21 protein-coding genes are annotated in these 24,985 nt (G+C 62.7%); 13 read left to right on the top strand and 8 right to left on the bottom strand.

The window, feature by feature from the left end; translation table 11 throughout:
• Positions 1 to 26 precede the first annotated feature (26 nt).
• Together CTR2_RS20375 and CTR2_RS20380 are read right to left on the bottom strand one after the other, a co-directional pair.
• Positions 27 to 2,414 (bottom strand): xanthine dehydrogenase family protein molybdopterin-binding subunit, encoded by a 2,388-nt coding sequence (locus tag CTR2_RS20375; protein WP_087081478.1) that lies wholly within the window; start codon positions 2,412 to 2,414, stop codon positions 27 to 29.
• Between the two features lie 33 nt (positions 2,415 to 2,447).
• Entirely contained in the window at positions 2,448 to 2,918 is a 471-nt protein-coding gene (locus CTR2_RS20380; RefSeq protein WP_087081476.1) for a (2Fe-2S)-binding protein, read from the bottom strand.
• Positions 2,919 to 3,076: 158 nt separating this feature from the next.
• Between CTR2_RS20380 and CTR2_RS20385 the strand changes: the two genes are divergently transcribed.
• From CTR2_RS20385 to CTR2_RS20400, 4 genes are all read left to right on the top strand, one after another.
• The gene (locus CTR2_RS20385) at positions 3,077 to 4,249 is read left to right on the top strand and encodes a helix-turn-helix domain-containing protein (protein WP_087081474.1); all 1,173 of its coding nucleotides are present in this window, start codon (positions 3,077 to 3,079) and stop codon (positions 4,247 to 4,249) included.
• Positions 4,250 to 4,595: 346 nt separating this feature from the next.
• Positions 4,596 to 5,216: a TRAP transporter small permease subunit gene (locus CTR2_RS20390; protein WP_003069181.1), complete on the top strand. Its 621-nt coding sequence runs from the start codon at positions 4,596 to 4,598 to the stop codon at positions 5,214 to 5,216.
• A 19-nt stretch (positions 5,217 to 5,235) separates the two neighbouring features.
• Positions 5,236 to 7,077 (top strand): TRAP transporter large permease, encoded by a 1,842-nt coding sequence (locus CTR2_RS20395; protein ID WP_087081472.1) that lies wholly within the window; start codon positions 5,236 to 5,238, stop codon positions 7,075 to 7,077.
• 102 nt (positions 7,078 to 7,179) lie between these two features.
• Positions 7,180 to 7,731, top strand: a complete 552-nt coding sequence (locus CTR2_RS20400) for a hypothetical protein (protein WP_087081470.1) — start codon at positions 7,180 to 7,182, stop codon at positions 7,729 to 7,731.
• Between the two features lie 87 nt (positions 7,732 to 7,818).
• On the opposite strand, the gene CTR2_RS20405 is transcribed toward CTR2_RS20400, so the two are convergent.
• From CTR2_RS20405 to xseB, 5 genes are all read right to left on the bottom strand, one after another.
• The gene (locus CTR2_RS20405; RefSeq protein ID WP_003069176.1) at positions 7,819 to 8,901 is read right to left on the bottom strand and encodes a TRAP transporter substrate-binding protein; all 1,083 of its coding nucleotides are present in this window, start codon (positions 8,899 to 8,901) and stop codon (positions 7,819 to 7,821) included.
• A 187-nt stretch (positions 8,902 to 9,088) separates the two neighbouring features.
• Complete coding sequence (locus CTR2_RS20410; RefSeq protein ID WP_087081468.1) at positions 9,089 to 10,171, bottom strand: type 2 periplasmic-binding domain-containing protein; 1,083 nt, start codon at positions 10,169 to 10,171, stop codon at positions 9,089 to 9,091.
• A 214-nt stretch (positions 10,172 to 10,385) separates the two neighbouring features.
• Entirely contained in the window at positions 10,386 to 12,254 is a 1,869-nt protein-coding gene (gene dxs / locus CTR2_RS20415; RefSeq protein ID WP_087081466.1) for a 1-deoxy-D-xylulose-5-phosphate synthase, read from the bottom strand.
• Positions 12,255 to 12,319: 65 nt separating this feature from the next.
• Positions 12,320 to 13,261 (bottom strand): polyprenyl synthetase family protein, encoded by a 942-nt coding sequence (locus CTR2_RS20420; protein ID WP_087084489.1) that lies wholly within the window; start codon positions 13,259 to 13,261, stop codon positions 12,320 to 12,322.
• A gap of 38 nt (positions 13,262 to 13,299) precedes the next feature.
• On the bottom strand, positions 13,300 to 13,539 hold the full coding sequence (gene xseB, locus CTR2_RS20425; protein WP_003069159.1) for an exodeoxyribonuclease VII small subunit: 240 nt from the start codon (positions 13,537 to 13,539) through the stop codon (positions 13,300 to 13,302).
• A gap of 14 nt (positions 13,540 to 13,553) precedes the next feature.
• Here xseB and CTR2_RS20430 point away from each other — a divergent pair, with 14 nt between their 5' ends.
• From CTR2_RS20430 to flhC, 6 genes are all read left to right on the top strand, one after another.
• Positions 13,554 to 13,784 (top strand): hypothetical protein, encoded by a 231-nt coding sequence (locus CTR2_RS20430; RefSeq protein WP_176391607.1) that lies wholly within the window; start codon positions 13,554 to 13,556, stop codon positions 13,782 to 13,784.
• 189 nt (positions 13,785 to 13,973) lie between these two features.
• Positions 13,974 to 15,113 carry an aromatic ring-hydroxylating oxygenase subunit alpha gene (locus CTR2_RS20435; RefSeq protein WP_087081462.1) on the top strand — a complete coding sequence of 380 codons (1,140 nt, stop codon included), beginning with the start codon at positions 13,974 to 13,976 and terminating at the stop codon, positions 15,111 to 15,113.
• An 83-nt stretch (positions 15,114 to 15,196) separates the two neighbouring features.
• Positions 15,197 to 16,111: a DMT family transporter gene (locus tag CTR2_RS20440; protein WP_087081460.1), complete on the top strand. Its 915-nt coding sequence runs from the start codon at positions 15,197 to 15,199 to the stop codon at positions 16,109 to 16,111.
• Between the two features lie 207 nt (positions 16,112 to 16,318).
• Positions 16,319 to 17,230: a sulfurtransferase gene (locus tag CTR2_RS20445; RefSeq protein ID WP_087084488.1), complete on the top strand. Its 912-nt coding sequence runs from the start codon at positions 16,319 to 16,321 to the stop codon at positions 17,228 to 17,230.
• Between the two features lie 554 nt (positions 17,231 to 17,784).
• Complete coding sequence (gene flhD, locus CTR2_RS20450; protein WP_003069145.1) at positions 17,785 to 18,111, top strand: flagellar transcriptional regulator FlhD; 327 nt, start codon at positions 17,785 to 17,787, stop codon at positions 18,109 to 18,111.
• Positions 18,112 to 18,149: 38 nt separating this feature from the next.
• On the top strand, positions 18,150 to 18,701 hold the full coding sequence (gene flhC, locus CTR2_RS20455) for a flagellar transcriptional regulator FlhC (protein ID WP_003052834.1): 552 nt from the start codon (positions 18,150 to 18,152) through the stop codon (positions 18,699 to 18,701).
• A 441-nt stretch (positions 18,702 to 19,142) separates the two neighbouring features.
• On the opposite strand, the gene ppc is transcribed toward flhC, so the two are convergent.
• The gene (gene ppc, locus CTR2_RS20460; protein WP_087081458.1) at positions 19,143 to 21,992 is read right to left on the bottom strand and encodes a phosphoenolpyruvate carboxylase; all 2,850 of its coding nucleotides are present in this window, start codon (positions 21,990 to 21,992) and stop codon (positions 19,143 to 19,145) included.
• 78 nt (positions 21,993 to 22,070) lie between these two features.
• Between ppc and hemC the strand changes: the two genes are divergently transcribed.
• Genes hemC through CTR2_RS20475 form a run of 3 tightly spaced genes read left to right on the top strand, consistent with a single transcriptional unit; the run spans position 22,071 to position 24,982 of the window.
• On the top strand, positions 22,071 to 23,015 hold the full coding sequence (gene hemC / locus CTR2_RS20465; protein ID WP_087081456.1) for a hydroxymethylbilane synthase: 945 nt from the start codon (positions 22,071 to 22,073) through the stop codon (positions 23,013 to 23,015).
• Between the two features lie 12 nt (positions 23,016 to 23,027).
• A complete protein-coding gene (locus tag CTR2_RS20470; protein WP_087081454.1) occupies positions 23,028 to 23,870 on the top strand; it encodes a uroporphyrinogen-III synthase in 843 nt (280 codons plus the stop codon).
• Positions 23,867 to 24,982, top strand: a complete 1,116-nt coding sequence (locus tag CTR2_RS20475; RefSeq protein ID WP_087081452.1) for a uroporphyrinogen-III C-methyltransferase — start codon at positions 23,867 to 23,869, stop codon at positions 24,980 to 24,982. Before CTR2_RS20470 ends, CTR2_RS20475 begins: the two co-directional genes overlap by 4 nt.
• Positions 24,983 to 24,985: the final 3 nt, after the last annotated feature.

The raw sequence follows: 24,985 nt of genomic DNA on the forward strand, positions 1-24,985 counted from the left end.
CTCTCAGTCGGGTGTTCAGGCAGCGGTCAGGGGCGTGCAGCATCGATGGCTTCCCACACGCGGTGCGGGCTGGCAGGCATGTCCAGATCCTTGACACCCAAGGAATGCAGGGCATCGAGCACGGCGTTGATCACGGCCGGCGGCGAACCTATGGCCCCGGCCTCGCCGCAGCCCTTGGTACCCAGCGGGTTATGAGTACAGGGCGTGCAGACCGTGCCCAGCTTGAAGTCGGGCAGATCGTCGGCGCGGGGCATGGCGTAGTCCATGAAGCTGCCGGTCAGCAACTGCCCCGAGTCACGGTCGTAGACGCAGTTTTCCAGCAGCGCCTGCCCTATGCCCTGGGCCAGTCCGCCATGAACCTGCCCCTCCACGATCATGGGATTGATGATGGTGCCGAAGTCATCCACGGCACTGAAGCGGTCGACACGCACCACGCCCGTGGCCGGGTCCACCTCGACCTCGCAGATATAGGTGCCGGCCGGGAAGGTGAAGTTGGTGGGGTCGTAGAAAGCGGTCTCGTCCAGCCCTGGCTCCAGCTTGTCCAGCGGATAGTTGTGCGGCACATAGGCCGTCAGCGCAATCTGGGCGAACGGCAGCTTTCTGTCGGTGCCGCGTACCGTGAACTCGCCTCCCGCGAAATCGATGTCGGCGTCGCTGGCCTCCATCAGATGGGCGGCGATCTTCTTGGCCTTGGCCTCGATCTTGTCCAGCGCCTTCATGATGGCCGCCCCTCCCACGCTGATGGAGCGTGAGCCGTAGGTTCCCATGCCAAAAGGCACGCGACCCGTATCGCCATGGACGATCTCCACATGCTCGACAGGAATGCCCAGCCGGGCCGCCACCACCTGGGCAAAAGTCGTCTCATGCCCCTGACCGTGGCTGTGCGAGCCTGTGAACACCGTCACACTGCCCGTGGGGTGGACGCGCACCTCGCCGCACTCGAACAGACCGGCCCGTGCGCCCAGCGCCCCGGCAATATTGCTAGGCGCCAGACCGCAGGCCTCGATGTAGCTGCTGTAGCCCAGGCCGCGCTTGAGTCCTTTGGCCTCGCTGACTGCACGCCGCGCTGCAAATCCCGCCACATCGGCCAGCTGCTCGGCCTGATCCATGCAGGCCTTGTAGTCGCCGGTGTCGTACTGCAGCGCCACAGGGGTCTGATAGGGAAAGCTGGTGATGAAGTTGCGGCGCCGGATCTCGGCCTGGGACAGATTCATCTCCCAGGCACAGCGACTGACCAGACGCTCAAGCAGATACGTGGCCTCGGGACGGCCGGCGCCCCGGTAGGCATCCACGGGCGAAGTGTTGGTGAACCAGGCATCGACCTCGATATGGATCTGCGGCGTGGTGTACTGACCCGCCAGCAAGGTTGCATAAAGAATGGTGGGCACCGCGCTGGCGAAAGTGGACAGGTAGGCGCCCAGATTCGCATCGGTGTGCACGCGCATGGCGAGGAACTTGCCATCGGCGTCCATGGCCATCTCGGCATGGCTGACATGGTCGCGGCCATGCGCATCGGTCAGGAAGGATTCGCTGCGATCGGCCGTCCACTTGATATTGCGGTTGAGCTTCTTGGCAGCCCAGGTCAGGCAGACATCCTCGGCGTACAGAAAGATCTTGGAGCCGAAGCCGCCGCCCACATCGGGTGCTATCACTCGCACCTTGCTCTCGGGCAGGCCCATGACGAAAGCTGTCATCAGCAGCCGCTCCACATGCGGGTTCTGGTTGGCCACGTACAGCGTGTACTCGTCCATGGCGCGGTTGTAGCTGCCGATGGCAACGCGCGGCTCCATGGCATTGGGGATCAGGCGGTTGTTGACCAGATCCAGCCGGGTCACATGGGCAGCGCCCGCAAACACGGCATCCACGGCTGCCTTGTCGCCTATCGCCCACTGGTAGCAGCGGTTGTCGGGAGCGATCTCATGGACCACGGCACCGGGCTTTTTGCCGCCCGCCGCATCGGCCACGTTCACGACCGCAGGCAACACCTCGTAATCGACCTCGACCAGCTCGGCGGCATCACGCGCCTGCTGCAGGGTCTCGGCAACCACCATGGCCACCTGGTCGCCCACATAGCGCACGGTATCGAGGGCCAGGATCGGGTGCGGCGGCTCCTTCATGGGCTCGCCATTGGTGCTGGTGATCAGCCAGCCGCAGGGCAGGCCGTTGATGCCGGCGGCCGCCACGTCGGCCCCCGTGAGCACGCCGACCACGCCTGGCGCCGCCTTGGCAGCATCCACGTTGACGCTGCGCAGCCTGGCATGGGCATGTGGCGAGCGCACAAATATCGCATAGGCCTGTGCGCCCAGCGTGATGTCGTCCGTGTACTGGCCTGCGCCGGTCAGAAAGCGATCATCCTCGCGGCGCAGGACGGCTTCGCCGATATGCGGCAGCTTGGAAAAGTCAGATGCACCCATGGTGTGTCTCCTCTTCTAGTTGTGATGCGCTGCTCAGGTGGCGCTCATGCCGTCGCGACCCGCTTTGACGGCGGCGACGATGTTCTGGTAGCCCGTGCAACGGCAGATATTGCCTTCGAGCAGTTCGCGGATCTCGGCATCGGTGGCCTGAGGCTTTTGGCGGCACAGATCCACCGCACTCATCACCATGCCGGGCGTGCAGAAGCCGCACTGCAGGCCATGGCACTGCTTGAACGCCGCCTGCATGGGATGCATGGTTCCATCGGCAGCGGCCATGCCCTCTATGGTCTGCACCTCCGCACCCTGGGCCTGCACGGCCAGCATGGTGCAGGACTTGATGGCCTTGCCATTGACCAGCACCGTGCAGGCTCCGCACTGGCTGGTATCGCAGCCCACATGGGTGCCCGTCAGGCGCAGCTGTTCACGCAGCGCCTGCACCAGCAAGGTATTGGGGGGGACGTCAATGCTGGCCGCGCGGCCATTGACCATGAACTGAACATTCATCGTGATGCCTCCTGCCTTTATCCGAAGAATTGGGTAACAAAGCACAACCGCACTCTCTATGGTGGGCAGTTACCGCGGTACAAGGCGCTAGGGTTGACCCCCAAGCCAGGCGAAACACGCACAGATATTCTCAAAATGAAACACTGTCCGGAGTCCGCATGCCGCCTGCCAGCCCCGCCATTTCCGCGCAAGCCGCAGCCCATCCAGGTGCACGCGATTCACTGCTTGTACTAGCCAGGCAGCAGTTGCTGGCGATGGACTCATCCCATGCGCTGGCACCATCTGGCCTGGCTCCCTGGCTGTGGCGCTCGTGGCAGCGCTGCGTGGCGCAGGGCCGTCATCCCGCACAAAAAGTGGAGTTCGAGGCCGTCGGACCTCACGCGCTGCGCCACGCCCAGGACCAGCACCAGCTGCTGCTGCAGGCCGCACGCCCGGTCATGACGCAACTGGTCGCGGCCGTGGGCGCCATGCGCTACTTCTGCCTGCTGACCGATGCCCAGGGACTGGCACTTGAAGTGCAAGGCCCCGTCGACCACAGCGATCTGCGCGCGCTGGCCGTAGGCCGTGTCGGCGTGGATCTGTCCGAGCGCGGCGTGGGCACCTCAGCCATAGGCGCGACACTGGCCGAACTCAGCCCGGTATGGCTGCACAGACAAGAGCATTTTTTTGACGACCTGCGCGACTACAGCTGCGCAGGCGCTCCGGTATTCGGCCCTCAGGGCGAATGCCTGGGCATGCTGGACATCACGGGCATTGATGTACCCGAGCGTCCCGAACTGCTGCTGCTGGCACTGCGCTGCGCACGCGCCATCGAAGATCGATTGCTGCGGGCCCTGCCTCATACCCTGCTGCTACGCGTGAACTGGCCCGGCGGACCTCTGGGCCAGGAAGGCGAAGGCCTGATGGTGTTTGATGCCGAAGGCCGATTGCTGGGCAGCAATACCGTGGCCAGACAACTGGTGCCGCGTCCTCTGCAAGCCCCAGGGGAGGACTCGCTCATTCAGAGCCATGAGCTGCTGGCCCTGCCCTGGAGTCATCTGATCGAACATGCGCGCCAACGGCCCGAGGCGCCACTGCAACTGCCGCTGTGGTCCGGTCTGCGCCTGCTGGCACTGGCGCAGGCCGGTCCCTTGCTGCGCGCCCCAGTCATGCCGGGTTCCGGCACAGCCTGCCGGGGAACATCTGCCAGTGCCATGACCACGCCGCTGCGCACCAGCGAGTTGCTGCTGATTCAGCAGGCCATGCAGGAGGCTCACGGGAATGTAACCGTGGCCGCCCGCAACCTGGGATTGAGCCGGGCCACGCTCTATCGCCGGCTGGCCAGCAAATAAGAGGTCTTGAACCGGATCCGATGCAATTTGGCTCTCTACGGATTTGCCCTAGTTCCAGTACGCAAACACCCTCCACGACAGCAGGCGCACACTAGCAAGCAAGCCCATGACAAACCCAAAATACCTCAATAAAACAATCATCTAAGCTGCACCAGTCATGCACTTCCAGCTATCGTACACATAGCAAGCACAACTGACGCTCGGGCGCCACATTTGCGTGCGTATTTGTAAAAAACACCATACCTGCGTCCGTAGAATCTCCAGTTCGGTTCAAAAACTCAGATCGCCCTGAGGCTTACCAGCCCCAACAGCGCGACGCATACACAGCCTACTTTTTGGAGACACCATGCAGGCTTTACTCGCCCTGTCCAGGGCTATCGACAGGCTCAACGCCTTTGTCGGCAAATATTCCATCTGGCTGATATTTGCCGCCACCTTCATCAGCGCCGCCAACGCCATTGTTCGCAAGGCCTTTGACACCAGCTCCAATGCCTTTCTGGAAGTCCAGTGGTATCTGTTCGCATGGTCATTTCTGATTGCTGCGGGCTACACCCTGCTGCATCGCGAACATGTGCGCATCGACGTGATCAACAGCCGTCTGTCCAAAAAGGCCCAGGTCTGGATCGACATCATCGGCTTTGCCTTCTTTCTCACCCCGCTATGCCTGACCATTCTGTGGCTGAGCATGCCGGTGGTGATTCAGATGTACCAGTCCGGCGAAATGTCGGGCAACCCCGGCGGGCTGATTCGCTGGCCCGTATGGACGGCAATTCCTGTAGGCATCACCTTGCTGCTGCTGCAGGGCATCTCCGAGCTGATCAAGCGCATTGCCTTCCTGACCGGTGACGGCCCCGACCCCATGGGCAAGCTCAGCGACAAGAGCGCCGAAGAAGAATTGGCCGAGGCCCTGCGTGCCGAAGCCGATCGCAAGCAGGCTGAGGCGCTGGCCGCCCAGGCCAAGGCCTAACGGTAGCGGGAGACAATCAATGGAATTCATCGCTACCAACTACGCCCCCATCATGTTTGCGGGGCTGATCTGCTTTTTGCTGCTGGGCTTTCCCGTGGCCTTCAGCCTGGGCGCTGCGGGCCTGGCCTTCGGCTTTCTGGGCATCGAACTCGGGGTCTTTCCCTCCTCCGTGATGGCCTGGCTGCCTCAGCGCCTGATCGGCATCATGGCCAACGACACCTTGCTGGCCGTGCCTTTCTTCACCTTGATGGGCCTGATTCTCGAACGCTCAGGCATGGCAGAGGACCTGCTCGACACAGTCGGTCAGGTGTTCGGCCCCATCCGCGGCGGTCTGGCGCTGGCCGTGATCTTTGTGGGCGCGCTGCTGGCTGCCACCACTGGCGTGGTTGCTGCGTCGGTGATCTCCATGGGCCTGATCTCCCTGCCCATCATGTTGCGCTACGGCTATGACCGCCGCCTCGCATCGGGCGTGATTGCGGCCTCGGGCACGCTGGCCCAGATCATCCCGCCCTCGCTGGTGCTGATTCTGATGGCCGACCAGCTGGGCAAGAGCGTGGGCGATATGTACAAGGGCGCCTTCATCCCCGGCTTCATGCTCATGGGCCTGTACGTGGTCTGGGTGGCATTCCTGGCCATCTTCAAGCCCCATACCGTGCCTGCACTGCCGCCCGAAGCGCGCATCTACCGCGAGTCCAACGGCAACTCCGGCTATACCTCGCTGGCCGTGGTCATGGGCATCTCGACCATCGTGGCCATCTTCCTGGCCAATCACATGGCCGACCTGCACACCTGGTGGCAGGGCAAGGAAATCACCGAAGTCGCCACCGACGAGAAGATCGTCACCGCCATGTGCGGCGGCACCTTCATCGCCTTCGTGATCGCCTCGCTCAATCGGGTCCTCAAGCTGGGTCTGCTGTCCAAGCTGGCCGAGCGCGTGACCTTTGTGCTGATCCCTCCGCTGCTGCTGATCTTCCTGGTGCTCGGCACCATCTTCCTGGGCATTGCAACACCTACCGAAGGCGGTGCCATGGGCGCCATGGCGGCACTGATCATGGGTTTTGCCCGCCGTCGCCTGAACATGGACCTGCTCAAGCAGGCCCTGGCCTCGACCACCAAGCTGGCCAGCTTTGTGATGTTCATCATGATCGGCGCCACCACCTTCAGCCTGGTCTTCCAGGCTGCAGACGGCCCCAAGTGGGTGGAGCATCTGCTGACCAGCCTGCCCGGCGGCCAAGTGGGCTTCCTGATCGTGGTCAACATCATGATCTTCTTCTTGGCCTTCTTCCTGGACTACTTTGAACTCTCGTTCATCGTGGTGCCGCTGCTGGGCCCCGTGGCCGAGAAGATGGGCATCGACCTGATCTGGTTCGGCGTGCTGCTGGCCGTGAACATGCAGACCTCGTTCATGCATCCGCCCTTCGGCTTTGCACTGTTCTTCCTGCGCTCGGTCGCTCCCGACAAGCAATACGTCGACAAGGTCACGCACAAGGTCATCGAGCCCGTCACCACCATGCAGATCTACAAGGGTGCCGTGCCTTTTGTGCTGATTCAGCTGGTGATGGTGGGTGTGCTCATCGCCTTCCCCGGCATCGTGACCGGCGCGCTCGACAAACCCGTGGTCGTAGACATGAACAAGGTGGGCGACGAGATGCTCAACCAGCTCAACGATGCCGGCGGTGGCTATGGCGCAGACAACCCCTTCGGAGCGCCTGAAGGCGGTGAAGAAGGCTCTGCAGTGCCCGCGCCCCCTGCCGAGGGCAGCCAGCCTGCCCCGGCCGCACCCGATGCGGGTGGCTATGGCTCGGATGATCCGGCCAAGGCCTTGCAGGATTCGCTGAACGCAGCGCCTGCAGCCAAGTAAATCCGCAGCCCTTCAGGCACAGCCCCGACTCGCCAGAGCCGGGGCTTTTTCATGGCTTGAAGATTGATGGGTGATAGATTCACTAGCCTTCAGGAAACCACCATGACCATCACCGAACTGCTGACTGCCGTCCGTCAACCCTATGCAGACCTGCTGTCTCAGACAGCCCGTGCCCAGGACTCCCATGTGGAGCCGGCCTATCGCAACAGCGATGGAATGCTGGCGACCGAAGGAATATGGGAACTGCCCTGCCGGGCCGATGTCATCCGCGTATCCGAAGACACCACCGAAGCGGTGCAGGTGGATTCACAGACACGGCTCAGGTTCGAACCGATTCATTTCCACCTGGGCGATACCGCCGTGCAGTTGCAACCCTTTGTCTGGGACTGGCTGTCACTGGAAGTGCAAGGTCTGGCAGAAGAGAAGGCCTCCAAAGCGCTCATAGACTGGTTCAACGATTGGTTTGATGGAGATGATGAAAACGAGCCGGATGAAGCGGGGCTGCAGCAAGTCGTTCACTTCCTGTCGGACCCGCAAGTCCTGGCAGGAGGAGTGAAAGCGACCATAGATCTTGGCTCTGCACCCGTCGAAGCCCTGGAGGATTTGCTGTTTGCGCTGTCCGATGCAGGAGCCGCTCGGATCGGGATCGCATGATTTCGGACGCATGAAAAAAAACCGCAGCACGCTGCGGTTTTTTTTGCAGCCAGCGCATGGCGCCGGCAGTCTTGAGTCTGATCGGAATCAGATCTTGGCAGTCGCCATGTACTGATTGAAGGGATACTCGGAGAAGCGGTTCCACAGAATCTGGTCGCGCTGGAAGGCACGCATGTCCTGGTGGATCTTCTTGAATTCGGGCGACTTGGCTTCGTGCTCGGCAAACACTTCCATGGAGGCCTTGAAGCCGGCATCCATCAAAGGCTTGGGGAACATCTTGAGCTGGGTCTTGTTGGCCACCAGGCGCTTGATGGCCTGAGGATTGAGCACCTGGTACTTGCTGGTCATATCGGCAGCAGCCACGCGGGTGGCAGCGTCCAGGATCGCCTTGTTCTCGGGCGACAGTGCGTTGTACTTCTTGATGTTGATGAAGAACTCCAGCTCGGCAGAGCCTTCCCACCAGCCGGGGTAGTAGTAGTAAGGCGCAACCTTGTTGAAGCCCAGCTTTTCATCGTCGTAGGGACCGACGAACTCCACGGCGTCCAGCGTACCCTTTTCCAGAGCCTGGTAAACATCGCCTGCGGGCATGTTCTGCGCCACCACGCCCAGCTTGGCCATGGCTTCGCCGAACACACCGCCGCCCAGACGCATCTTCAGACCCTTGAGGTCTTCCACGGTCTTGATTTCCTTGCGATACCAGCCGCCCATCTGGGTCGTGGTGTTGCCGGCCGATGCGGTCTTGAAGTTGTACTTGGCAAAGAAGGCGTCAAGGAGCTTGCGGCCGTTGCCATGATCCTTCCAGCCGTTCATCTGCAGTGCGGTCAGGCCGAAGGGCACGGCGCAGCTGAAGGCGAAGATGGGATCCTTGCCGGTGAAGTAGTAGGCAGCGGTCTGTGCCATGTCAATGGTATCGCCCTGCAGCGCATCCACCACGCCGAAAGCGGGCATCAGCTCGCCAGCGGGGTGCACCGAAATCTCGAACTTGCCGCCCGACATGGCCTTGACCAGTTGCGACAGCTTTTCAGCACTGCCGAAGATGGTGTCCAGCGACTTGGGGAAGCTGGAGGCCAGGCGCCAGCGCACAGCGGCCTGGGCGTGAACAGCAGGTGCTGCACCCGCGGCCAGCACGCCGGCGATACCGGCATTTTTCAGAATGGAACGACGATCCACTTTAGTCTCCTTGAGGAACGAATTGAGCTGATACAGACCACTGATCTATGCCAGCTTGTTTTATGCAACAGGCACAAAATGTACACGAGCCAACCGTTTCGCAAGCGCTAAAAAGTGACCGTTCGCTTAAGAAGTTCTACCTAGTGATGCGTCTCAAGTCTGACGCCCAATTGAAAGCAATCAATCACTACAGACGTACCGCACTCATATAGCTGGCATAGCGGAACTCGGAGAAACGATCCCAGAGCAACTGGTCGTGCTGAAATCCGCGCATGCTTCTGTGAATTTTCTTGAACTGAGCCGACTTGCCCTCATGCTCGGCCATGGTGGCCATCACGGCCTTGAACCCCGCATCCATGAGCTCGCGTGGAAAGGCTCGCAGTTGCACGCGTTCGCTGAGCAGCTTCTTGAGCGCTGCGGGGTTGTACGCCAGGTACTTGGCAGTCAGATCCTTGGCGGCCAGCGCCGCTGCGGCCTCCACCATGGCGCGCAGCTCGGGCGTCAGGGCCGCAAAGGCCTTGGCATTGATGAAATAGGCCAGCTCGGCACCGCCCTCCCACCAGCCCGGATAGTAGTAATAGGGCGCGATCTTGCCGAAGCCCAGCTTCTGGTCGTCGTAGGGCCCGACAAACTCCACCGCATCGAGACGACCTTTTTCCAGCGCCTGCTGTGCGTCACCGATGGGCATGTTGACGGCCTGCACACCGAGTTTTTGCAGCGCATCGCCGAGCAAGCCGCCGCCGGCGCGCATGCGCAGCCCGTGCAGATCCTGCACGGTCCTGATTTCCTTGCGATACCAGCCCCCCATCTGCGTGCCGGTGTTGCCGGCGCTCAGGCTCTTGATGTTGTACTGGGCGTAGAAATCATCCATGAGCTTGCGCCCACCGCCCCACTCCATCCAGGCATCCATCTGCCGCGCCGTCAGACCAAAGGGCACGGCGCACCCCAGTGCAAAGCAGTAGTCCTTGTCGGTGAAATAGTAGGGAGCGGTCAAAGCCATTTCGACCACGCCGTTCTGCACCCCCTCCATCACGCCAAAGGCAGGCATCAGCTCACCAGCAGAGTGCACGCTGACCTCGATCTGGCCGCCCGACATGAGACGCAGCGACTGGGCAAATTTCTCGGCCCCGCCAGAGATGGCGTCGAGGACCTTGGGGAAACTCGTCACCAGGCGCCAGCGCAGCACTTCCTGGCTGCGCACCGCAGGAGCCACGCCCGCTGCCAGCACACCGGCCATGCCCACATGTTTGACGAGTGAGCGACGATCCATGAATATTTCTCCGCTAGTAGTTGTCCATTGCAAAGCCGGCTGCAACAGCCTGATCACAGGCCCGCAGCCACAGGCATTCTAGAAACGCAGACGCCGGCCGTGTGGCGATTCGCGGTTGCCGTCAGTTTTCTTGACGACAAGCAAAGAAAAAGGCCCTTCATGGAAGGGCCCGGTATCAATCCATTGGACTTGCGCAAACCATGTCCATATCGCGTCAGCCTGCAGCCAGACGCTTTCGGATGGAGGCCTCGATGCCTGCCGCATCCAGCCCCTGCAGCGCAAGCAGCTTGGCGGGGTCGCCATGCTCGATGAACTCGTCGGGCAGACCCAGCTGCAGCATGCTCTTGCTCAGACCGTTGGCGGCCAGGCATTCCATGACGGCACTGCCAGCGCCGCCCATGACGCAGCCTTCTTCCAGCGTGACGATGAGCTCATGGTCTGCAGCAATCTGGAGCAACAGCGCTTCATCGAGAGGCTTGGCCCAGCGCATATTGGCAACGCTGGCATCCAAGGCTTCGGCGGCCTGCAAGGCAGGGTACAGCAAGCTGCCAAAGGCCAGAATCGCCACCTTTTTGGAGGCTGATTCACGGCGCATCTCGCCCTTGCCAAAGGGCAGGCCTTCCAGGCTTTCCAGCGGAGTCACGCCCACACCGGCGCCGCGCGGGTAGCGCACGCAGACAGGGTGATCCTGCTCATAGGCTGTGGTCAGCAACTGGCGCGTTTCGCGTTCGTCCGCCGGGCAGGCCATGCTCATATTGGGAATGCAGCGCACAAAGGCGATGTCGTAAGCGCCGGCGTGCGTGGCACCGTCGGCGCCCACCAGACCGGCGCGATCCAGCGCAAACACCACGGGCAGGTTCTGCAGTGCAACGTCGTGGATCAGTTGGTCGTAGGCACGCTGCAAGAAAGTGGAATAGATGGCCACCACGGGCTTGACGCCTTCGCAGGCCATACCACCGGCGAAAGTGACTGCATGCTGCTCGGCGATGCCCACGTCGTAGTAGCGGCCGGGAAAGCGCTTATGAAACTCCACCATGCCCGAGCCCTCGCGCATGGCGGGTGTGATGCCGACCAGACGCTGGTCCTTGGCCGCCATATCGCAGAGCCAGTGACCAAACACCTGGGTGAAGGTCTGCTTGGCAGGCGTGGCCGGCTTGACCAGACCGACCGCCGGATCGAATTTCCCGGGACCGTGATAGGCCACGGGGTCGGCTTCGGCCAGCTTGTAGCCCTGGCCCTTCTTGGTGACCACATGCAGGAACTGCGGGCCCTTGAGCCCCTTGATGTTCTCCAGCGTGGGAATCAGCGAGTCGAGGTCATGGCCATCGATGGGACCGATGTAGTTGAAGCCGAACTGCTCGAACATGGTGGCAGGCACGACCATGCCCTTGGCTTGCTGCTCCAGACGCTTGGCCAGCTCCAGCAACGGCGGCACCTGCTTCAGGACGCTCTTGCCCACATCGCGGGCCTTGGCGTAGAACTGGCCGCTCATCAGCTGGGCCAGATAGCGATTGAGCGCGCCCACGGGCGGGCTGATGCTCATGTCGTTGTCATTGAGGATGACCAGCAGGTTGGCGTCATGCACGCCGCCGTTGTTCAGCGCCTCGAAAGCCATGCCGGCCGTCATCGCGCCGTCACCAATCACGGCAATGGCCCGCCGGTCTTCACCTTTTTGCTTGGCGGCCAGAGCCATGCCCAGCGCCGCAGAAATGCTGGTGGACGAGTGCGCCGTGCCAAAGGTGTCGTATTCGCTCTCGGCCCGCTGGGGAAAGCCGGACAGGCCGCCGAACTGGCGCAGCGTGCCCATGCGATCGCGACGACCGGTCAATATCTTGTGCGGATAAGTCTGGTGGCCCACATCCCAGACGATGCGGTCATAGGGCGTGTTGAACACCGAGTGCAGCGCCACGGTCAACTCCACCGTCCCCAGGTTGGAGCTGAGGTGCCCGCCGGTCATGGAGACGCTGTCGATCACATAATTGCGCAGTTCCGCGGCCAGGGTCTTGAGCTGGGCACGCGAGAGGCCGCGCATGTCTGCGGGATCGTTGATGCTGTGCAGCAGGGAAGAAGTATTCGTGGACATGTTCTATATTTTTAATAGCTGCTGGTGCTTACCAATACTGGATTACAGGGCTTCTCTATTAAATTTCAGTGGGTGCGCTGCACAACCATATCGGCCAGTGCGGCCAAGGCCTGGGTGTCGGCCAAGCCGCTTCGCGTCAAGGCGGCGTGAGCCTGCAAGCGCAACTGCTCGGCATGGGCTCTCGCAGCCTCCAGCCCCAGCAGCGACACAAAAGTGGGCTTGTCATTGGCCGCATCCTTGCCCGCCGTCTTGCCCAGCGTTGCGGAGTCGGCCACCACATCCAGAATGTCGTCCACCACCTGGAAGGCCACGCCCAGAGCCTGACCATAGTCGGTCAGCGCGGCCAGTGCCCTGGCATCGGTCTGTGCATTGCATGCCGCCCCCATGAGCACGCTGCCCAGCAGCAGCGCTCCGGTCTTGAGGCGGTGCATTTCGCGCAGCTGCACCTCGCTCAGTTGCTTGCCCACGCTGGCCAGGTCGATGGCCTGGCCGCCGGCCATGCCCTGGCTGCCCGCAGCCGCACCAAGCAGGCGACACAGCTTGGCCTGCATGGAGCAGGGAATTCCGTCGTCTTCAGGCAGCAACAGCTCGAACGCCAGAGCCTGCAGGGCATCGCCGGCCAGCAAGGCCGAGGCTTCGCCAAACTGCACATGCACGGTGGGCTTGCCACGGCGCATGGTGTCATTGTCCATGCAGGGCATGTCGTCGTGCACCAGGGAATAAGCGTGAATCAGTTCCACGGCACAACCTGCGCGCAGCGTGGCCGCAGCCAGACCGCCCACCGCCTCGGCGGCCGCCCAGACCAGCAGCGGTCGCAAGCGCTTGCCACCATCGAGCACGGCATAGCGCATGGCCTCGCCCAGGCCCGCAGGTGCATTGATGCCCACCCAGCGCGACAGCGCATCTTCGGTGCGCGCCAGTCTCTCCTGTATCCAGACGGAAAAATCCAGGGCAGGCTTGCCCTCGTTCAAAGGCGTCGATGGTTCGGCAATCATTGATTCATTCATGAGCTGCATCTTCAAGGCAAAAAGCGCGGACGCCGGGATCAGTCCTGGGTCCAGGCAGACAGCTTGCCTTCGTCCAGTACCTTGACCTGCTCCTGTACGGCTTCGAGCTGGCTGCGGCAAAAGCCCAGCAGCTCGGCCGCACGCTGGTAGCCGCTGAGCATCTGCTCCAGCGGCAGCTGACCCGATTCGATCTGCGCAATCAGTTGTTCCAGCTCCTGCAAAGCAGCTTCATAGCTGACAGGCTGTTCGGATTTTTTGGCGGCAGCGGCCTTGGGCATGGATGGTGTGGGCTATGTTGGACGAAAACGACGATTTTAGGCGTCCCTGCACCATTGGCGTGCAATGCCCGCAAAGCCGGCAGGCGGGAGATGTCTTGGCTGTGACTTCCGGCCAGGTCGATGCCGTCCGCGCCGGCCTTTTTGACGACCTGCCACGGTTTGCGGACGGCTGGCAGCTTGCTGACAGGATCCTTCGCGACAGCGTCGAAACAACGTCAATACACGTACCAGAAAAACGGAAATAACCCCACAGCCTATAATCCCATTCCCGTCAAGCCGGCCCCGTGCCTGGTCATCCTGGTCGGGCAAACGAGTCGGCAGGCCATGCGCCACCGTCCATTGCCTGAGGCCCGTGTCCAGACAAGGCCGGTTTCGTTTTTTACCGTGTGCGCACGTGCACCCTCCCTGTGGGGAGTCTTTAGGTCAGGTCATCCATGACTGATTTAAGTCTTCAACTGCAGCAGGCCGCAAGCCAACTACCAGTTTCAAGTTATTTCGACGAAGCGCTGTTCCAGCGCGAGTTGGAAACGATTTTCAAGCGCGGCCCGCGCTACGTGGGCCATCAGCTGGCCGTTCCCGAGATAGGCGACTACTACGCCCTGCCTCAGGAAAAAGAGGGGCGGGCGCTGGTACGCAATGCCAAAGGCGAGATCGAGCTGATCTCCAACGTCTGCCGCCACCGCCAGGCCGTGATGCTCAAGGGACGCGGCAATCTGCTGTCCGAGGGCAAGGGTCATGCTGGCGGCAACATCGTCTGCCCGCTGCACCGCTGGACCTACAGCACCAGCGGCGAACTGCTGGGCGCGCCCCATTTCAGCCACGATCCCTGCCTGAACCTCAACAACTACCCGCTGCGTGAGTGGAACGGACTGCTGTTCGAGGACAACGGCCGCGACATCGAGGCCGACCTGGCCGGCATGAAGCTGCGCGAGCAGCTCCGGTTCGACGGCTTTGTGCTCGACCATGTCGAGATGCACGAGTGCAACTACAACTGGAAGACCTTTATCGAGGTCTATCTGGAGGACTATCACGTCGGCCCCTTCCACCCCGGTCTGGGCAACTTCGTCACCTGCGACGATCTGAAGTGGGAATTCGCCAGCGAGTACTCGGTGCAGACCGTGGGCGTGGCCCCGAGCTTCGGCAACCCGGGCTCGGACATCTACAAGAAGTGGCACGAGGTGCTGCTGGCCTACCGCAACGGCGAGCTGCCCGATCGCGGCGCCATCTGGCTGACCTACTACCCCCACATCATGGTGGAGTGGTATCCGCATGTGCTGACCGTCTCGACCCTGCACCCGCTGGCCGTGGACCGGACGCTGAACGTGGTCGAGTTCTTCTACCCCGAGGAAATCGCGGCCTTCGAGCCCGAGTTCGTGCAGGCCCAGAAGGCCGCCTACATGGAAACCTGCATCGAGGACGACGAGATCGCCGAGCGCATGGACGGCGGCCGCAGGGCGCTTTATGAACGCGGCGACAACGAGGTCGGCCCCTATCAGAGCCCCATGGAAGACGGCATGCAGCATTTCCATGAGTGGTATCGCCGCATCATGGGCGACAGCGTCCCCCAACGCTGAATGAGGTAAGCCTCAAGACTGATAGCTGCTATCGCTTACCCCATAAGCACAGCAGCTATTTTTTATGCTGAATTGAGTGAGATATGCAAGCCCTGTGGATGGTGTTGGCCGCCTTGATTTTTGCGGTCATGAGTGTGTGTGTGAAGTTTGCCTCCCAGGACTTCAATGCGGCGGAGATCGTGTTCTACCGCGGCCTGGTCAGCATGGCGCTGCTGGTCTGGCTGGCCAGGCGCAGCGGCGTGACGCTGACCACCCAGTACTCGCGCGAGCATGCCTGGCGCAGCTTCGTCGGCGTGATCTCCATGGGCGCCTGGTTCTACGCCATCGGCCATCTGCCGCTGGCCACGGCCACCACGCTCAACTCCATGAGCAGCATCTGGATGGCGGTGTTTCTCATCGCCCAGGGCCTGTGGATGCGCCACACCCTGCGCAAGTCCTATGCGGCGGAACCCGAAACCCGCCGCGCCATTCCGCCCTTCCCCTGGGGCCTCGTGTCCACGGTGGTAGCAGGCTTTGTCGGCGTGCTGCTGGTATTGCGTCCGACCAGCGCCCCGGCCAGCGAATGGGTGGCTGCGCTCGGCGGCCTGTTTGGCGGCATGTTTGCGGCCATGGCCTATATGCAGGTGACCACCCTTTCGCGCCTGGGCGAGCCTGAGACCCGCGTGGTGTTCTATTTCTCGGTGGGCTCGGCCATTGCCGGCGGCATCACCATGCTGTTCACCGGCATCTCTCCCTTCCCCGGCTGGAGCGCTCTGTGGCTGCTGCCCGTGGGCGTGCTGGCCGCCGTGGCCCAGGTCTGCATGACCAAGGCCTATGCCTCGGCCGGCAGCAAGAGCAACACCCTGGTCGCCGCCAATCTGCAGTACTCGGGCATTGTGTTTGCCGCCCTGCTCAGCCTGGTGCTGTTCGGCGAGAGCATTCCCCTGATCGGCTGGGGAGGCATCGTGCTCATCGTCGCCAGCGGCGCCGCCGCCACCGCCTTGCGCTCCAGGGGCTAGCCATGCCAGCGGTGCCTGGCGCCTTCGCCATGCACGTCAGCAGCCCCAGCCTGCCGCGCAGTCCACGCCGGATCTGCGCGGCTTGCCATATCCAAACAATGAAGCCGGCAGGGCTCCGGCGCTACGGCCCGATCGCATAATGGTTTGTATGCCGCAAGACTGCACGCCATGCCGTCTGCAGCCGTTCAATCTTTGGAGCAGCAAGCCATGAACCACTCGACGCCCGAGCACTACAACACCTTGATTTCCGTCGAAGAGCTGGCCAGACTCAAAGCCAGCGGCAAGCCCTTGATGGTGTTTGACTGCAGCTTTGACCTCATGAATCCGCCCGCCGGCCACGAGCAATATCTGCGGGTCCATATCGATGGTGCCCTGTTCGCTGATCTGGACAAAAACCTCAGCGCACCGCACGGAGCGCCCGGCGAAGACGGCCAGGTTGCCACCAGCGTGCAGTCGGCCTCCGGTGGCCGCCACCCCCTGCCCACGCGCGAGCGCTTTTCCGCCTGGCTGTCGTCCATCGGCTTTGCCAACGATATGCAGGCCGTGGTCTATGACCGCAACGCTGCCAATTACTGCGGCCGCCTGTGGTGGATGCTGCGCTGGGCCGGCCACGATGCCGTGGCGGTGCTCGATGGCGGGCTGCAGGCCTGGCAGGCGGCCGGCCAGGCGGTGGGCAGCGGGGAAGAGCCCCGCCATTTCCAGTCCAACTTTGAGCTGGGACAGCCGCTGGAGACGCTCAAGACCGTAGATAAGGTCGAGGCTGATCTGGGTCAGGCCACCCAGACCCTCATCGATGCCCGGGCCCCGGCCCGCTACCGCGGCGAGGTCGAGCCTCTGGACCCCGTTGCAGGCCATATCCCGGGCGCGCTGAACCGCCCGTTCAGCAGCAATATCGCCGCCGATGGACGCTTCAAGCCCGCAGCCCTGCTCAAGGCCGAGTTTGACGAGTTGCTGGCCGGACGCGATCCCTCCAGCGTGGTGCACCAGTGCGGCAGCGGCGTCAGCGCCACCCCCAATGTGCTGGCCATGCGCATTGCCGGCTTTGCGCCCACAGCCTTGTTTGCCGGCAGTTGGAGCGAGTGGTGCAGCCAGCCTTCGCGGCCGGCAGAACGGGGCTGAACCCACGCATGCCGGTGCCGCTTGAGGCTCCGGCGTCAAACAGACATGCTCGTCTCCCGCGCTTGCGGAGTTCACTCCCTGACCCGGGACGTGATCAGCGCCAGATCAGGCCCGCTCCATCGCAATGCTGCGGGTCTTGGCGACATGGTCGCCCCATGTCCGCGCTCGCTGTCAATGCAGCTTGGCAACCCGGATGCGGACCGCTATCACAGGAAACCCCAGCGGCCTTTTTCATAGGCGATCAGATACCGAATAAAAAGCCGCTTATTTGCTCGTTTGTCATCTTCCGGACAGATTCACAATACATGCACCAGCGGAATCCGGCCTGACGCAATGTCAGCCCCCACCCAGCACTCCGAGTCATCCCGAAGGACGGCAAGGCAGTAAGGGAAATCCTACATGCCTGCCTGTGAAACCAGACCGGCGATACCGACGCTCCCCGACTTCAGTTCGATCAAGGCTTGAAACACAATTCATTTCAACAGATCGAAACACTTCTAACGTCTTGTTTGTGTGTGCCGTGACGGTCTGTCGAGATTGAAAGGACTGGACCCATGAACAACGAACAACTGCTTGCCGAGATCCGCGAAGCCAACCTCACCTATCTGATGCTGGCCCAGACCCTGATCCGCCAGGACAAGGCCGAGGCCGTGTTCCGTCTGGGTCTGAACGAAGAGTCCTGCGACCTTCTGGGCTCGCTGTCTTCGGCCCAGGTGCTCAAGCTGGCATCGCGCAACACCTTGCTGGCCAGCTTCCGTGCCGACGACGAAATGGTCTGGAGCCTGCTGACCAACCACAGCAGCAACAAGATCGGCAACGCCGCCACCAATACGCTGCACGCCAACATCCTGATGGCCAGCCGTGTCTCCGAAGTGCTCTGAGCACCCGCTAGCGACTACCTGGTTTTAAGGAGAGACAGATGCCCGCCGCCAAGACTGCCACCAAAAGCGTTCTGAACGAATCCAAGCAAATCGAGCGCGCCGCCATGCTCATCGAGATGGGCGCCCGCATGCAGGTGCTGGAGTCCGAGACCACGCTGTCTTATGAACGCCTGATCCGGCTGTACAAGGAAATCTCGGGCAAGTCTCCCTCCAAGGGCCAGCTGCCGTTTTCCACGGACTGGTTTCTGACCTGGCAGGAAAACATCCACAGCTCGCTGTTCCTCAATATCTACGAATACCTGTCCAAGGGCGTGGAGCTGGACTCGGCCGAGCAGCTGACCAAGGCTTACCGCCTCTACACCGAACAGATTCAGGCAGCCGAACTCGAGGTGCTGCTGTCCTTTACCCGCGCCTGGCGCCTGGTGAAGTTTGTCGATGCACAGATGCTGACACGCACCCAGTGCTCGGTCTGCAAGGGCCAGTTCGTGACCGAGCCTTACGAGAATGCGCGCCACTACCAGTGCGGCCTGTGCAATCCTCCCGCTCGCGCCGGCAAGAGCAAGGCGGCCGGCTCCTTGATGCTTCACTAACCCCCTGAGCGGCTGCGCCGCTTCCCCCTCTCTTCGGGAGGGGGACGGCAGCCTCGCTGCGCGGCGGCGCTTGCTCGCTGCCTCTGGCCTGGAGCACGCCAGTTTTAAAGCTCAACTTTCATAGCTATTAGCGCCATACATAAAAGGGTTTAAAGCATTTACTTGCCTCAAACCCTTTATGCGTTGACGCAGGCAGCTCCTAAAGTTGCTTGCTATCCCCCGCGACCTACTGCGACGCTTTCAGCGTGCCCGGCCTTGATGGCTGCGAAGTTGCGACAGCGCTTGCTGGATGGCTCGCTGTGCAAGCCTGCTGGTTTGAGGACTCTTCAACTTTCATAGCTATTAGCGCCATACATAAAAGGGTTTAAAGCATTAATCTGCTTCAAACCCTTTATTCATTGGCGCAATAAGCTCCTGATTCAGGAGCAGTCACCAGCGACCTCAACCTGTGTTGCGCACTCCGGCGGCAATGCCGTTGATGGACAGATGGATGCCGTTCTTGACCCTGTCGTCGGTCTGTCCCGCGCGCCAGCGGCGCACCAGCTCCACCTGCAGATGGTTGAGCGGATCGATGTAGGGGAAACGATGGCGGATGGAGCGCGCCAGCGCGGAGTTGTGCTCCAGGCGCTGCTTGTCGCCCGTGATCTGGTTGAGCGCTTCCACCGTGCTCTGCCACTCGGCCTCGATCGCACCGAAGATGCGGCGGCGCAAGCGCGTGTCGGTCACCAACTCGCTGTAGCGCGAGGCCAGGTTCAAATCGCTCTTGGCCAGCACCATGTCCATATTCGACAACAGGGTGCGGAAGAACGGCCACTGGCGGTACATCTTCTGCAGCAGCGCCAGCTGCGCCTTGGCATCCTTGCCCGGACGATGGATAAAGGCCTGGATCGCCGAGCCGAAACCGTACCAGCCCGGCAGCGTCAGGCGGCACTGGCCCCAGCTGAAGCCCCAGGGAATGGCGCGCAGGTCCTCGATGGCCTGGGTCGCCTTGCGCGATGCGGGGCGCGAGCCGATATTGAGTTCGGCGATCTCGCGAATCGGCGTGCTGCTGAAAAAGTAATTGGTAAAGCCCGGAGTCTCGTAGACCAGAGCACGGTAGGCCGCCATGCTGGTTTCGGACAGAAACGCCGCGGCCTCCAGGAAGGCCTTGGTCGCCGGCTTGGTCGGCTGCAGCAGCGTGGCCTCCAGCGTGGCGGCCACCAGGGTCTCCAGATTGCGGCGCCCGATCTCGGGGTTGGCATATTTGGAGGCGATGACCTCGCCCTGCTCGGTCAGGCGGATCTGACCGCGCACCGTACCCGGCGGCTGCGCCAGAATGGCCTGGTAGCTGGGGCCGCCGCCACGCCCCACGGTGCCGCCGCGGCCGTGGAACATGCGCAGCCGGATGCCGTAGTGATCGGCCAGATCGTCAAACAGATCGACCAGCGCAATCTCGGCCCGGTACAGCTCCCAGTTGCTGGTGAAAATGCCGCCGTCCTTGTTGCTGTCGCTGTAGCCCAGCATGATGTCCTGCTCGCCACCGCTTTTTCGGACCAGCTCGGCAATGCCGGGCAACTGGTAATAGCGACGCATGATGGGCGCGGCATTGCGCAGGTCCTCGATGGTCTCGAACAGCGGCACCACGATGAGATCGCATTGCGCGCCGTCCTGCAGGGTGCCGCGCAGCAGGCCCACTTCCTTTTGCAGCAGCAGCACTTCGAGCAGATCGCTGACGGTCTCGGTGTGGCTGATGATGCAGTGGCGAATCGCCTCTCCGCCCAGGCGCTCGCGCAGGCGTCTGGCGGTCTCGAAGATGGCCAGCTCGCTGCGCGTGTGGTCGCCGTAGTCGCCGCCCATCACGCGCAGAGGGCGTGCGTCTTCGAGCAGGCGCACCAGCAGCGCGCATTTGGCGTCTTCTTCGAGAAGGCTGTAATCGAGCTCGACCTTGGCGACCGAGAGCAGCTCGCGCACCACTTCCTCATGCTTGTCCGAGCTTTGGCGCAGGTCCACCGTGGACAGATAGAAGCCGAAGACCCGCACCGCACGCATCAGCGGGCGCAGGCGCTGCGGCGCCAGGGCATCGCCGTGATAGCGCGACAGCGAGTCGTCGATGATCTGCAGATCGGCCAGAAAGGCGTCGGCCGATGCATAGGCATTCTGGGGCGCCACGGCATGGCGTGCCGCCTCGCCGCCCGTCAGTTGCCTGAGCGTCGCGGCCAGCCGCGCATAGATGCCCGTCAGCGCCCGGCGATAAGGCTCGTCGCTGCGGTGCACATTGTGGTCGGGCGAAGCATCGGCCAGCGCCTGCATCTCGGGCGTGATGTCGACCAGATTGGCCGACAGCGACAACTCGCCGCCCAGATAGTGCACCTCGCGCAGATAGTGGCGTAGTGCCACGTCGGCCTGGCGCGTCAGGGCCAGCTCCAGACTCTCGGCCGTCACAAAGGGGTTGCCGTCGCGGTCGCCGCCAATCCATTGGCCCATGCGCAAAAAGCTCTGCTCGGGCAGCTTCTCGCCCAGCTCCTGCTCCAGCTGCTCATAGATCTTGGGGATCTCCTGCAGGAACGTGGCCTCGTAATAGGACAGAGCGTTCTCGATCTCGTCGGCCACCGTGAGCTTGGAATGACGCAGCAGCCGCGTCTGCCACAGCTGGGCCACGCAGGCTCGCAGCTGCGCCTCCACCCGCGTCAGCTCGCGTGGGGTCAGCGCATCCTTGGCACTGTTGTAGAGCTGGGCGCGCATCAGGATGTCGTCGCGCTCGGCCAGCAACTGGGCAATGCGGCGCTCGGCCGTCAGAATGCTCTGGCGCTGCACCTCGGTGGGATGGGCTGTCAGCACGGGCGAGATGAAACTCTTGGCCAGCGTGTCGACCACGGTGGCAGTCGAGATGCCCGCCCAGCGCAGGCGCGCCAGTGCCACCTCGATGCTGCCCTCCTGCGTGTTGCCTGCGCGCTCGTGCACGGCGCGGCGGCGGATGTGGTGGCGGTCTTCGGCCAGATTGGCAAGGTGCGAGAAATAAGTGAAGGCGCGAATCACGCTCACCGTCTGATCGCTGGACAGCCCCTTGAGCAGCTTCTTGAGTGCCTTGTCGGCCGCTTCGTCGGCATCGCGCCGGAAGGCCACCGATAGCTGGCGCACCTGCTCGACCAGCTCGTAGGCCGGCCCGCCTTCCTGCTCGCGAATCACATCGCCCAGAATGCGCCCCAGCAGCCGTATGTCCTCGATCAGCGGCAAATCCTTGTCGGTCTTGCGCACCGGCTTGTCGCCATGTTTGTCTGTATGTGCGGCGCTCTTGGGGCGGGCGGAAGGCATGAACTATTCTCCTTGGGCACGGTGTAAGGCAACTTGCCATGCTAGCATTCCCCGTTACCCGCTCGAGACCGCGCCGTCATGAAATTTTCTGCATCCTCACCCACATCCATCGTCATTGCCACACGTGAGAGCCAGCTGGCCATGTGGCAGGCCGAGCATGTGCAGGCGATCTTGCGCGGCCGCGGCCACAGCGTCGATCTGCTGGGGATGACGACCAAGGGCGACCAGATTCTGGACCGAGCCCTGTCCAAGGTGGGCGGCAAGGGTCTGTTCGTCAAGGAGCTTGAGGTGGCTCTCGAGGAAGGCCGCGCCGATCTGGCCGTTCACTCCTTGAAGGATGTGCCCATGGAGCTGCCCGAGGGCTTTGTGCTGGCCTGCGTGATGACACGCGAAGACCCGCGCGATGCCTTTGTCTCCAACCGATATGCATCGCTGGACGAGCTGCCCCAGGGTGCCGTGGTGGGCACCTCCAGCCTGCGTCGCCAGGCCCTGCTGCAGGCTCTGCGCCCCGATCTCAGGATCGAGGCCCTGCGCGGCAATGTCAACACCCGCCTGCGCAAGCTCGACGAAGGTCAGTACGACGCCATCGTGCTGGCAGCCGCCGGCCTGATGCGCCTGGAGATGAGTGATCGCATCCGCGCCAGGTTCGACCCTGCCCAGATGCTGCCCGCTGCCGGTCAGGGCGCGTTGGGCATCGAGGTGCGCGCTGACCGTCAGGACGTCATTGGCGCCCTGGCTCCGCTGGCCCATATGCCCACCTGGCTGACCGTGACCGCCGAGCGCGCCGTCAGCCGCTGCATGGGCGGCAGCTGCTCCATGCCGCTGGCCGCATACGGCCGCTTTGAAGGCGACACCCTGCACATGGATGCTGCCTGGGGCGATATGGAAGGCAGCAAGGGTCTGGTTCGCGTGCAGGCCAGCGCCCCAGTCACGGACTTTGCCAGCGCCAACGCCCTGGGCGAACAACTGGCCGCGCAGCTGCAAGCTGCGGGTGCCGTGCCTGCGGCGCCCAAGCAGGACTGAGCCACACCGCCCATGTGCCGCGTTCTGGTCACCCGCCCCTTGCATGATGCGAAACCCTGGGTCGATGCGTTTCGCGCCCGCGGCCTGCAGGCCGAGGCCTTGCCGCTGATAGGCATAGGGCCCTGCACAGACCCGGCTGCACACCAGGCTCTGCTGAGGGCGCGCCAGTTGGCGCTGAAACCCGGTCACTACCGGGCCGTGATGTTTGTCAGCGGCAATGCGGTGCAGTATTTTTTTACCCAGGATCAAACTCCAGCGTTGGATGCTGAAACGCTGCTAGCGCCCGATACCAGGGCGTGGACCCCCGGTCCGGGCACAGAGCGTGCCCTGCTCGAAGCAGGACTGGCCTCCCTCCAGATCGACGGCCCTTCGCCTGACGCGGCTCAGTTCGAGTCCGAAGCGCTTTGGCAGAACGTCCACGGCCAGGTTCGAGCCGGCGACCGCGTGCTGATCGTGCGCGGCACCAGCCCGGCCGCCCCCATCGTTGGCAATGCCAGCATGCCAATCCCGTCCACACAAGGCGCAGGCCGTGACTGGCTGGCAGCCCGGCTGCGCGAAGCCGGAGCCGAGGTGGAACTGCTGGCCGTGTATGAGCGCCAGCTTCCCCGCTTGACGGCGCAACAGCTGGATCGGGCCCGGCAAGCCGCCAGCGACGGCAGCCTGTGGCTGTTCAGCAGCTCGGAAGCTGTTGCCAACCTGCAACAGCTGCTGCCTCAGCAGCAATGGCACTCGGGGTTAGCGCTCACCACCCATGAACGCATTGCCAGCAAAGCACTTTCAGCAGGTTTCGGTCGGGTTTTGCACAGTCGCCCAAGTCTGGACGATGTGGTTGCGTCTATAGAATCGGCTCTATGAGCTCCGATGCCATCCCCACCTCCGACAACCAACCCTCAGCCTCCTCCCCCAGCCAGGACCCTTCCGCGCCCGCTCAGACCGGGCGTGGTGCCCCCACGGCTCTGGTACTGACGCTGGGAGTGGTGGCTGCCGCAGCCCTGGTCGCCTGCGGCATGCTGTGGCAGCGCGTGGGCAATATGCAGGAGCAGCTGGCGCGTCAGTCGGCGCAGTCCGGCGCGCAGTCGGTGGAGGCTCGTACCCTGGCCAAGGATGCTCAGGACCTGGCCCGCGACAGTGCTGCGCGCGTCTCCGTGATGGAAGCACGTGTGGCCGAAATCAGCCTGCAGCGCAACCAGCTTGAAGAACTGATGCAGAGCATGTCGCGCTCGCGCGATGAAAACCTCGTGGCCGATATCGAATCCTCGGTACGCATGGCCCAGCAACAGGCTGAACTCTCGGGCAGCCTGCAGCCGCTGGTGGCGAGCCTCAAATCAGCCAGAAAGCGCGTGGAAAGCACGGCCCAGCCGCGTCTGGCGCCCGTCGTGCGCGCCATTGATCTGGATCTGGACAAGCTCTCGCGCATGAGCGTGACGGACACCACGGGGGTGCTCAGCCGTATCGAAGACCTGATCCGTCAGGTGGACGACCTGGCTCTCATCAACGATGTGGGTCGCCCGCGTGCGCGCGATGCCCAGCCCCGCAAGACGGCGGCCGCTCATGACACTCCCGAGGACGCCAGCCTCTCCCTCACTCAATGGGCCTGGTGGCAGGGCCAGGGTCAGCGGGTCTGGGATTCCTTCAAGGATGGCGCGGCCGATCTGGTGCGCGTGCGCCGCATCGATCACCCCGAGGTGGCCTTGCTGGCCCCCGAGCAAGGCTATTTCCTGCGCGAGAACCTCAAGCTGCAACTGCTCAACGCCCGTCTGGCCCTGCTGTCGCGCCAGTGGGAATCGGCGCGCGCCGACCTGAGCGCTGCAGGCACCTTGCTCAACAAATACTTTGACGCACGCTCGCGGCGCACCCAGATCGCCCAGGCACAGTTGCAGCAGATTCAGGCCAATCTGCATACGGGCGGACGCGTGGAGCTTGAAGACACGCTGAACGCTCTGACCACAGCGGCCGCCGGCCGCTAATCG

The organism is Comamonas thiooxydans (assembly GCF_002157685.2).
GTDB classification, from domain to species: domain Bacteria; phylum Pseudomonadota; class Gammaproteobacteria; order Burkholderiales; family Burkholderiaceae_C; genus Comamonas; species Comamonas testosteroni_H.